Raw genomic sequence first — 9,620 nt, forward strand, 5'->3', positions numbered from 1 at the left:
CTGAAGGTGGACGGCGCCATGGCCATGACCCTGGGCGCCGGCCCGGACGTGCGCGAAGGCGTCTCGGCCTTCCTGGAGAAGCGCAGCCCCGACTTCCCCGGCAAGGTCTCCAGCGACATGCCGCCCCAGTACCCCTGGTGGAAGGACTGACCCCCTCATGAAGATCGACCTCCTCAGCCCCGCCAGCTTCGCCGCCGGCCACCCCCACGCCCAGTACGACTGGCTGCGCAAGAACGACCCCGTCCACTGGCACGAGGAGCCCGGCGGCCGGGGCTTCTGGGCGGTCACCCGCTATGCGGACGTGCGCGCCGTGGACCGGGGGTTCGAGACCTATTCCTCCGAGCCGACCATCATGATTCCCGATCCGGCGGAGGAGTCGGCGGCCTTCGGGCCCTACAAGATGATGCTGATGATGGACCCGCCGGACCATACGGGCTTCCGCAAGCTCATCCGCTCGGAGTTCACCCTGCCGACCGCGAAGATGCGCGAGGCGCGGATCCAGGCCCTGGCCCGGCAGATCGTCGACGCGGTGATCGAGAAGGGCGAGTGCGACTTCGTGGCCGAGGTGGCGGGCGAGATGCCCTCCTACGTGATCGCCGAGCTGCTGGGCCTGCCGCTGGAGGACGGGCGCGAGCTCTACAAGCTGACCGAGGTGATCCACACCGCCCCGGAGGCCCAGGCCCCCGGCGCCGGCGCCCAGGCCGTGATGAAGATGTTCGAGTACGGCTCGAAGGTCATGGCCGAGAAGCGCGCCCGCCCCGGCGACGACCTGGCCTCGCGCCTGCTGGCCTGCGAGGTGGACGGCCGGCGGCTGGAGGACATGGAGTTCCTGCTCTTCTTCCTGCTGCTGATCGACGCCGGCGGCGACACCACCCGCAACCTGCTGGCCAGCGGGCTGAACGCCATGCTGGACCATCCCGACCAGCTGGCCTGGCTGAAGGCCGACCTGCCCGGCCGCCTGCCCGCCGCCCGGGAGGAGCTGCTGCGCTGGACCACCCCGGTGATCTACATGCGCCGCACGGCGAAGGCCGACGCCGAGCTGGGGGGCAAGACGATCCGCAAGGGCGACAAGGTGGTCATGTACTTCGGCGCGGCCAACCGCGACCCGGCCCAGTTCGACCGCGCGGACCAGCTGGACCTGGCCCGGGCGCAGAACGAGCACATCGCCTTCGGCAACGGCCCGCACGTGTGCCTGGGCCAGCACATCGCCCGCATCGAGATCGACGCCATGCTGATGGAGGTGCTCTCGCGGATGGAAGAGGTGGAGCGCACCGCCCCGCCCGAATGGCTGGCCAGCAACTTCATCTCCGGCCCGCGGACCATGCCGGTGAGGTTCCGGGCGGGGCGGCGGGTGGGGTGAAGCTAGCGTTCCAGCGCGCAACGGATTTCTGACGCGCTATGCCGGATTAAAGGCTACCTTGAGAGTCCGCCCGTCGGAACACGTCACCCTGTGGATGATGCTTCACGCCGGGTAGCTTCACAGCCTTCCGAGCGCATTGAGAATCCTTCAGCCACCCACAGACTTCAATCGGGCGCCGACGACGCCTGACCGCCCGACTGTGCACGCTGATTCAATGGGCTTAGGTTGCCGAGTCGAGGAGTCCAACCGATGTTCGACGATAGCCGCGCCTTTGTCACCCGTGCCTTTCTGAGGTCCGAACTGGGGCTTGAGTACAAGGCCTACACACAAGGCGGGGACGACGCCGTTTTGCTCGGGCGGCTGAAGGCTTGGGCGGGGCGCCGCGTGCGCAAAGAGACCGCAGCAGAGGGGGCCTTCACGCAGACCTTTTTTGTCGAAATCTGGGGCTACGGTGACGAAGGGCGCGTGGTAGCCTCAGACGTCACCCTTCACCCCAAGCTTCGAATTCCCGATGCGGGCGCCGGCGGCGGCATGGGCGAGGTGGACCTTGCCCTGGGCTGGTTCGGTGTCGGAGCGGCGCCGACACCGCAAGTTCTGTGCGAGTTCAAGGATATTCGGTCGGCGCTCGACGCGCCACAGGCGCGCAAGGGCAATACCCGCTCGCCAGTCAAGCAGTGCCTCGACTACATTCGGGGCGCCCGTAAAGACCTGTTTGGAAATGAGCCCGTCCAGCCTTGGTGGGGGCTGGTCACCGACATGAATGAGTTTCGCCTTTACTGGTGGGATCGGGCTCCGAACCAGTATCTCCGCTTCACAGTCGAACGAACGCGGGACTTGTTCTCCGGCGCCTACGACCTGCTGACCGACTCAGAGGACGCGCGCTTCGACCGCTTTCTGTTCCAACGTCTTTTCCATCGAGACCAGCTGCTGTCGCGCGCCGGGAAGCCGCCCCTGCTGCGGCTCGTCGAGCGTCAATGGGTAAGAGAAAAAGCGCTCGAGGGGGAATTCTACGAGCACTACAGGACGATTCGCGAGCGCCTGTTTAATGTCCTCACAATCAGCAATCCCAGTTACGCTGGAAGCCAGACTCAACTTCTTCGACTCTCTCAGAAATTACTGGATCGGTTTATATTCGCTTTCTACTGTGAGGACATGGGAGAGCGGATGCTTTTTCCGCCTCAGTTTATTCGCGATTTCCTGAAAAGCCGAAGCACAGAGCCATTTTACGATCCAAACGGGAACGAGTTGTGGACCTTCCTTAAAGGTCTCTTCTCGATCATGGATACGGGTGGGAAGCTTGGCGGGATGCAGGTGCCGCATATCAACGGCGGCCTTTTCGCCGCCGATCCTGAAATCGAGGGCCTGGAGATCCCCAACCACGTCTTCGCCGCTCCGGGTCAGGGGGTGAATGACGCCTCGCTTGAGCGCGACCGAAACACGCTTCTCTATCTGTGCGCTCGGTACAACTACGCTTCGCGCGGCGACGCTACCGAGAGTCTAAACCTCTACACCCTTGGCCGAATTTTCGAGCAGTCCATCACGGAGCTGGAGTATCGAGAGGGTGAACTGGAAGGCCGCGCCAGCATCGCGGCGCTGTCAGAGCGTAAGCGCAATGGCGTCTACTACACCCCCGAGTGGGTCGTGAACCTCCTTGTCGAAGGCGCGTTCAAGCCCTGGTTCGACGAGGCCAAGACAAGCTGCGGATGGCCTGAGGCTGAAGATCAATTCCCCACACTGGACCAGGTGGAGGCTTATGAAGCCCGGCTGAAAACGGTACGCATCGTCGATCCCGCCTGCGGATCAGGCGCCTTCCTCATCGCAGCCTTCCGCAGGTTACTTGAAGAGCGGTTGTTTGTCGCTCGTCAGAAGGCGGCCCTGGGGACGGGTGATATCAACCTGGCGCCTGACGAGGCCGGCCTGATCGGCGAGGTGCTGGAGAACAATATCTACGGGGTGGACCTGAACCCTTCGTCCGTAGAGATCACCAAGCTGGCTCTGTGGCTGCATTCAGCGCGCGCAGACAGACCGCTGTCTTCACTCGATCACACGATCCGGCGAGGCAACAGTCTGGTCGGCCCGGATTTCTGGTGGGGGCGGGCGCCGGATGCGGCGCTGGAGGAGAGCGTCTGCGCCTTCGACTGGAAGGCCGCGTTTCCGGAAGTCTGGCCTGAGGGCAACCCGGGCGGCTTTGACCTGATCCTCGGCAATCCGCCGTATGTGAAGCTGCAGAACCTCACAAAGGCGGCACCTGAAGCGACCACCTACCTGCATGCGCAGCGTGGCGATGACACCTATGCGAGCGCCCGAACCGGCAATTTCGATCTCTATCTGCCCTTTGTGGAGAAGGGCCTGCGTCTGCTCGGGCCCGGCGGTCGAATGGCCTACATCGCACCCAGTCTGTGGACTGTGAACAGCTACGGCGAGGGTCTGCGGCACCTCATTCGACGGGGTCGGCACCTGGAGCGCTGGATCGACTTCAAGGCTCATCAGATCTTCGATGAAGCGATCACCTATACGGCCCTGCAGTACTTCTCACGCGACCGTCAAGACGTGGTGCGCATCGCTACTGCGCCCAATGGTGAAGCTGCGGACGTTGACTGGACGAACGAAGGACTGGCAGTCAGCTACGATGCCCTGCCTGAAAACGGTGAGTGGCTGATGGCCACAGGTGAGGATCGGGCATTGATCGACCGGCTGGCCGAAAGCTGTCTGCGGCTGGACGACCCCCGACTAACTTCCAAAATCTTTCAAGGGCTAATCACGAGCGCCGACGATCTTTACCATATGAGGAAGACGGCGGAGGGTCGCTATTGGTGCGTACCCAAGGGGCGAACGGGTGCGGTGTCTCACGAGGTGGAGATCGAGGATGCAATCATGCGTCCCTTGATCTCTGGGGCTGAGGCCAAGCGCTATGAAGAGCCCGAAACCGACACCTACGTCCTATTTCCGTATGAGCGCGATGACAAAGGTGCGATGCGCCTGCTGGAAGCGTCGGTCCTGGCCGCGCGGTTTCCGAAGGCGTGGGCCCACCTCCTTCGCTGGGAAGACGCGCTTCGTGGACGGGAGGCCAAAAGGGACAAGCGGCCATTCGATGATGAGAATTGGTACCGCTTTGGCCGAAATCAGAATATTGATAAGCAGGATAAATCCAAAATAATAGTTGCCCAAACGGTGCCCGAAATGCGCGTTTGCGTTGATACGGAGGGCGACAAATATATAAACAATGTTCGAGTAAATGGAATTATATCTTCGGAGGGAATTGATAAATTTTTCCTGGCAGGAGCATTAAACGGTCGAGTAGTTGATTTCGTCTTTCGCCGAATCGGCAAACCCAAGCAAGGTGGCTGGTTCGAGGCCAACAAGCAGTTTATCGCACCCTTGCCGATCCCCGATGTGGGGACACAAGACCAAGCTCGGGTCGCCGATCAGGCAAAGCTGCTGCAAACGGGCCACACACGCACCCGTACGCTACTCTCGGCCTGTGCAGAGCGCCTTTCGGTGTTGGCGCGCCATCGACACCCGGAGCCTTGGCTCTGGCCAGACCTGAGAACTTTCGAGGACCTGCAGTCTGCAGCACCTTCAGCCCTGAAAACGCCTTCCGACCGGCGTGACTGGGCCATGGCTCGTCTGGAAGAGGACATCGCCGTTCGCTTGGAAGCTCTGCAGGCGGCGCTGGACCGTGGTGGACGTCTCGAGGCGACTTTCCACGAGGGTGAGCTGCGCCTGTTCATCGGTGGATTGCGGGTGATCTCCCGCATCTATCTCGAAGATGTCGATGGCAGGATGGCGCAGACTTGGTGGCGGTGGTTGCTGCTTAGCCGAAGCTGGCGGGAGGCGAAGCCCCTCGCCGATGAACTCCGACGTCCGCCAGCGGACGCCACTTCACCAGCAGCGATCCAGTTCATTGAGCGCGTTCAGGAGTTAGCTGAGCAGACCAAGGCCCTGCAGGACGGCGAGCAGGCGATGAATGAGCTTTTGTACGAACTCTACGGGCTTGAACCGAATGAAAGGGCTCTTGTGGAGAATGATAGGAATCGTGGAAGGCAGGCGTAGAATCGCAGTCCATAGGGGACACAAAGTGCGTAAGAGGCTGTCGACATGAGCCAGCTGGGCCTGTTTGAGACGTCCCGTGCGGAGTATGCGCCGCCGCCGGTGAATCCTGACTTTGTGCGCAAGCACCTTCGCCGCATACTCAATTTGGCGCGAGAGGCGGAGCGGCTGCCCTGGAGCGCTGCGGAGACCGAATCCTGGGAAGATTTGTTTCCTAAGTTGGCTGAGTCGCTGCCGCCCGAGGAGGGCGGGATTATGTGCGAGGCATTTGCGGCCGAGCTCAAACGACTGAAGGGCGAATGAGCTAACCTGCCGCGCTCGACCTGGCCCGGGCGCAGAACGAGCACATCGCCTTCGGCAACGGCCCGCACGTGTGTCTGGGCCAGCACATCGCCCGCATCGAGATCGACGCCATGCTGGTGGAGGTGCTCTCGCGGATGGAAGAGGTGGAGCGCACCGCCCCGCCCGAATGGCTGGCCAGCAACTTCATCTCCGGGCCGCGGACCATGCCGGTGCGGTTCCGGCCGGGGCGGCGGGTGGGGGTGGGGTGAGGGACGGCCTCCTGCTCCCGCAGCACCGCGATGATCTGTTCTTCCTTGAAGCTTGATCGCCGACTTAGTCCGGCCCTCACCCCGGGGAGACTCTAGGTTTCGCAGGAGGAGTTTAGGGGGTCACCTCACAGTCAGTCCATTCCGAAAGATCAGTGCGCGTTCGCATGGCTCAGTGGACAGGCTTTCCAACGGATCGCGTGCACATCCCAGGACATGGTTAGCTCCCGCCCATGCCGTCGCTATACCTTGAGTATGTCGAGCAACGGGTTAAAGGAATACAGGGCGGCGCGACGACCTGCCGCCGGTTCAATTGTGCGAAGCAGCCCAACCTCGACAAGTCGTCGCGACAATGAACGGGCAGAAGAAGCTGGAATACCAGACCTATCCACAAATATGTCATTGCGGAAAACCGGTCTAGCGAAAACGAAGTCCAGTGCACGGTCGTGGAACTGAGAGTTCAATGCCTCGCGGAACCGCTCCCTCATCTCGTTGTGCAGAGAAGATATCTTATCGGCTGTCTGTATGTTGACCGTAGCTTGGGCATGCATGGCCTGAAGGAAGAATACGCTCCAGCCAGACCAGTCGCCCTCGGCGGAGACGGCTCGCATCCGCTCGACGTATTGATCCTTGTGCGTCTCGAAGTATCCTGAGACGAAGAAGTTTGGCTGACTGATTATGCCTAGCTTGCAGAGCATCAGGGTAATGAGCATTCGCCCGATGCGGCCATTGCCATCCTCGAAGGGGTGGAGGGCCTCAAACTCCACATGCGTCAGGGCCGTGCGCAGAAGCGGGCGCATCGTGCTCTCATTCATGAACTGGATGAGCTCAGCCATTGCAGGGGCCAGGTGCTCTGGCGCAATCGGAACGTAGTGGATTTTCCCGCGCCGATCATCACCGATGTAGTTCTGTTCTACCTTGTAGGCGCCTGGACGCTTCCGTGCGCCTCGTCCGAAAGACAACAGTTGCTGGTGTGCAGTTCTGATGAGGTGCTCACTGAGCGGTGCGCCATCGGCAAGCGCCTGTTGCGCGTTACGGAGGGCACGGGAGTAAAGGAAGGTCTCGATATCGTCGTTGCGCGCCTCCCGGTACGGGTCAGTGGCACCGGCATCTTCCTCGGCTTCAAGCCGATACAGCTCCTCGATGGTCGAGATCGTCCCTTCCATTCGTGACGAACTCACTGCGTCCTGCCGCCGCAAGGGCGCGACAAAAAGCTCGCTGTTCACCATGCTCGACATTTTGGCGTCGTAGCGCGCCAATGAGGCAGCAGCCTCTTCCAGCGGGCCGAGCAGAGACTCATAATCAAGGGACGCAGGAGGAAAGGCTCCCGTGTGATAGTAGACAGCCTCCGATAGGTCGTAAGGTTTGGCGCTCATATGGGCCGCCACTTTCCCATCAACGCGATTTGGAGCGATCCTAGTAGCGGCAAGAGCGTTTGACAATAGAATGCCGCTTTGTTTTGTCATCAAAAGCCATTGCAGATAGCGGGCGATCACCAAACACCGTTGATGATAGCCTTGCGGCACATTCCGCCATCAATGGCGGTGGCGGCGATGGCCGTCCTGCGAACGCCAGACAATCGGCGCGTGTACAGCGGTCAGCCTGCCGACTCTCCTGCGACCTTGCGAAACGACTCAAGCGCAGCCTCAAGGTGCTCAACAATCTCCACCGCCACCACGTTCGGCCTGGGCAGGCTGTCGGGGTCGATATGCCCGTCGTCCTATAGCCAGAAAACATCGAGGTTCAGCTCGTCATGCGCCGCCAGTTCCTCGTCGTTGAAACAGCGGAAACGGTCGCTGTCCTCCCGGCTGCGGCGCAGGTGGTTCAGGCGGTAGTCAGTGACGAAATCGTCGAGGTCGGCACGCTGCAACGGGCGATCGCGTGGGGTGAAGTGCGGGTTGGTGCTGGTGTTACCCCCCGAAACTCAGCCAGAAGTTGCGAGGTTCCGGTCGGGGCGGCGGTTGGGGTGAAAAAGCCCTGAAACGGCCTTAATCCGGACCCGACCCGGACACATCCGCCCGTCAGGTTGGCAGTGTCGGCGGTCGGACCTGGTTCCGGCCCCTGAACGCCCCCCCAGCCCCCCCGGGCCGGGACCGGCCGCCGCGCTTGTCTCCATCCCCGATTTGACCTCGCGGTTTCGCAACGGCGGCCCTCCCAACCGGAAGGCCGCCGTTCTTCTGTCGGGGACGCCACTTGGGGAACGACCTTGAAGGTCGCGGGGGTACCTCCCATCCTCGGCCCAGGAGAGCTTCATGGCCCAATACTCAGTGCATGACGCCAAGATCCACCTTTCGCGCCTGATCGCCGAAGCCGTGTCCGGCGAGGAGGTTGTGATCCTGCGCGGGAAGGTCCCTGTCGTGCGGCTGTCTCCGGTCCCGCCGCCTGGCCGACGGAAATTCGGCGCCTTCAAGGGCCGGATCGCCATGGATGACCGTTTCAACGACCCCCTGCCCCCGGAGCACTGGGAAGGCAGGAGCCTCGCCTGAGGCGCCGTCTCGAAAGCTGAGCCCGACTGGCCGGCGAGATGGGCATCGCCCACAAGGATCCGTTCGACAGGCTGCTGATCGCCCAGGCCCTGGCCGAGGACATGGTGCTGATCTCCAACGAGACGCGCTTCGACGACTCTGCGGTCAAGCGGCTCTGGTAGGCCGGTGGAGAGCCCGGTCTGGCCATGGGGCGAGGCGTGCGCCTACCCGATGGCGCGCTGCGCAATGACCTTCAAACGGCCTCAATCCGGACCGGCCCCCGCCACAGGCGGCCGCCAGATTTTGATCCTCGGCGGTCGGACCGGGTCCGTTCCCTGAACGCCCCCCAAGTCCTGCAGGGGATGGAAATTGTATATACATTATGCTATACAAACCGAGGATTGAATGATCGTCGGGTTCGATTGGGACGATGGAAACCTGCCGAAATGTCTCAAGCACGGCGTCAGCCAGGACGAGATCGAGGGCGTCTTCCGACACGCCTTCCACCTGTCACCGGACCTGGCGCACTCCCAGGCCGAGACGCGCTTCCTGGCGATCGGAACGGGCGGGGGTCAGCGTCCAGTGTTCGTGGTGTTCACCCTTCGGCGCGGTGGGGACGGAGACCATATCCGGCCCATCAGCGCCCGTTACATGCACCTCAAGGAGAGGCGAGCCTATGAAGCCGCGATTGCCCCACCTGACGACGGATGAAGCGGCCGAGGCCTTCCTCGAGGACGCAGACCTGTCGACCTACGACCTTTCCGGGATGACCCTGCACAGCTTCGAGTTTGCGCCCAAGTCGCGGCAGGTGAACCTGCGGTTCCCCGAGCCCCTGCTGGCGGCGGTGAAGGCCAGGGCGGCGGCGACCGGCATGTCGTACCAGAAGTTCATCCGGCTGACCCTGGAGGCGGCGCTGAGAGCGCCCGGACCGGGAGCCTCCCGACCCTAGCCGCCGGCAGAAACACTGGCGGACCGCCGCAGGGTTTGGCAAAGGCGTCTGGCGCACACCGGCCGGCGGTCGGGGGCGGCGCGGGGAGGACTTCCATGGGCGACGGTGACGCGGGCTATCCGACCTTCACCCACGTGACCCTGACCGAGGGCCCCTGGGCGGGCTGGACGGTCTATGAGGGCGAGCCCTTCGAGGACCACGCGGGGCCCTTCTACTACCGGATAGAGGGGTCCGGGGCGCCGGTCTGC

Annotated in this window: 10 protein-coding genes; 8 read left to right on the forward strand and 2 right to left on the reverse strand. The window is 62.5% G+C overall.

What is annotated here, in order from left to right:
• The first annotated feature begins 157 nt into the window (after nucleotides 1–157).
• The 4 genes from IM632_RS11285 (at nucleotide 158) to IM632_RS11300 (ending at nucleotide 5,961) form a co-directional block, all read left to right on the forward strand.
• Nucleotides 158–1,360 (forward strand): cytochrome P450, encoded by a 1,203-nt coding sequence (locus IM632_RS11285; protein WP_296525157.1) that lies wholly within the window; start codon nucleotides 158–160, stop codon nucleotides 1,358–1,360.
• 249 nt (nucleotides 1,361–1,609) lie between these two features.
• Nucleotides 1,610–5,413, forward strand: coding sequence for a DNA methyltransferase (locus tag IM632_RS11290; RefSeq protein ID WP_296497166.1), 3,804 nt, complete (start codon nucleotides 1,610–1,612; stop codon nucleotides 5,411–5,413).
• A 45-nt stretch (nucleotides 5,414–5,458) separates the two neighbouring features.
• Nucleotides 5,459–5,713 (forward strand): hypothetical protein, encoded by a 255-nt coding sequence (locus IM632_RS11295; RefSeq protein WP_296497163.1) that lies wholly within the window; start codon nucleotides 5,459–5,461, stop codon nucleotides 5,711–5,713.
• Between the two features lie 20 nt (nucleotides 5,714–5,733).
• A complete protein-coding gene (locus IM632_RS11300) occupies nucleotides 5,734–5,961 on the forward strand; it encodes a cytochrome P450 (RefSeq protein ID WP_296518684.1) in 228 nt (75 codons plus the stop codon).
• Nucleotides 5,962–6,200: 239 nt separating this feature from the next.
• Here the strand turns inward: IM632_RS11300 and IM632_RS11305 are convergent, their stop codons facing one another.
• Both IM632_RS11305 and IM632_RS11310 read right to left on the reverse strand, forming a co-directional pair.
• Complete coding sequence (locus tag IM632_RS11305) at nucleotides 6,201–7,454, reverse strand: Fic family protein (RefSeq protein ID WP_296504406.1); 1,254 nt, start codon at nucleotides 7,452–7,454, stop codon at nucleotides 6,201–6,203.
• 224 nt (nucleotides 7,455–7,678) lie between these two features.
• Nucleotides 7,679–7,828 carry a hypothetical protein gene (locus tag IM632_RS11310; RefSeq protein ID WP_293520552.1) on the reverse strand — a complete coding sequence of 50 codons (150 nt, stop codon included), beginning with the start codon at nucleotides 7,826–7,828 and terminating at the stop codon, nucleotides 7,679–7,681.
• A gap of 382 nt (nucleotides 7,829–8,210) precedes the next feature.
• Here IM632_RS11310 and IM632_RS11315 point away from each other — a divergent pair, with 382 nt between their 5' ends.
• The 4 genes from IM632_RS11315 (at nucleotide 8,211) to IM632_RS11330 (ending at nucleotide 9,372) form a co-directional block, all read left to right on the forward strand.
• Nucleotides 8,211–8,444, forward strand: a complete 234-nt coding sequence (locus tag IM632_RS11315) for an antitoxin (protein ID WP_296480903.1) — start codon at nucleotides 8,211–8,213, stop codon at nucleotides 8,442–8,444.
• 38 nt (nucleotides 8,445–8,482) lie between these two features.
• Nucleotides 8,483–8,605 carry a hypothetical protein gene (locus IM632_RS11320; protein WP_296480900.1) on the forward strand — a complete coding sequence of 41 codons (123 nt, stop codon included), beginning with the start codon at nucleotides 8,483–8,485 and terminating at the stop codon, nucleotides 8,603–8,605.
• Nucleotides 8,606–8,828: 223 nt separating this feature from the next.
• On the forward strand, nucleotides 8,829–9,134 hold the full coding sequence (locus IM632_RS11325) for a BrnT family toxin (RefSeq protein WP_296480897.1): 306 nt from the start codon (nucleotides 8,829–8,831) through the stop codon (nucleotides 9,132–9,134).
• Nucleotides 9,112–9,372 carry a CopG family antitoxin gene (locus IM632_RS11330; RefSeq protein WP_296480895.1) on the forward strand — a complete coding sequence of 87 codons (261 nt, stop codon included), beginning with the start codon at nucleotides 9,112–9,114 and terminating at the stop codon, nucleotides 9,370–9,372. The genes IM632_RS11325 and IM632_RS11330 overlap by 23 nt, the downstream gene beginning before the upstream one ends.
• Nucleotides 9,373–9,620: the final 248 nt, after the last annotated feature.

The sequence above is a fragment of the Phenylobacterium sp. genome (assembly GCF_020402505.1).
Lineage (GTDB): Bacteria > Pseudomonadota > Alphaproteobacteria > Caulobacterales > Caulobacteraceae > Phenylobacterium.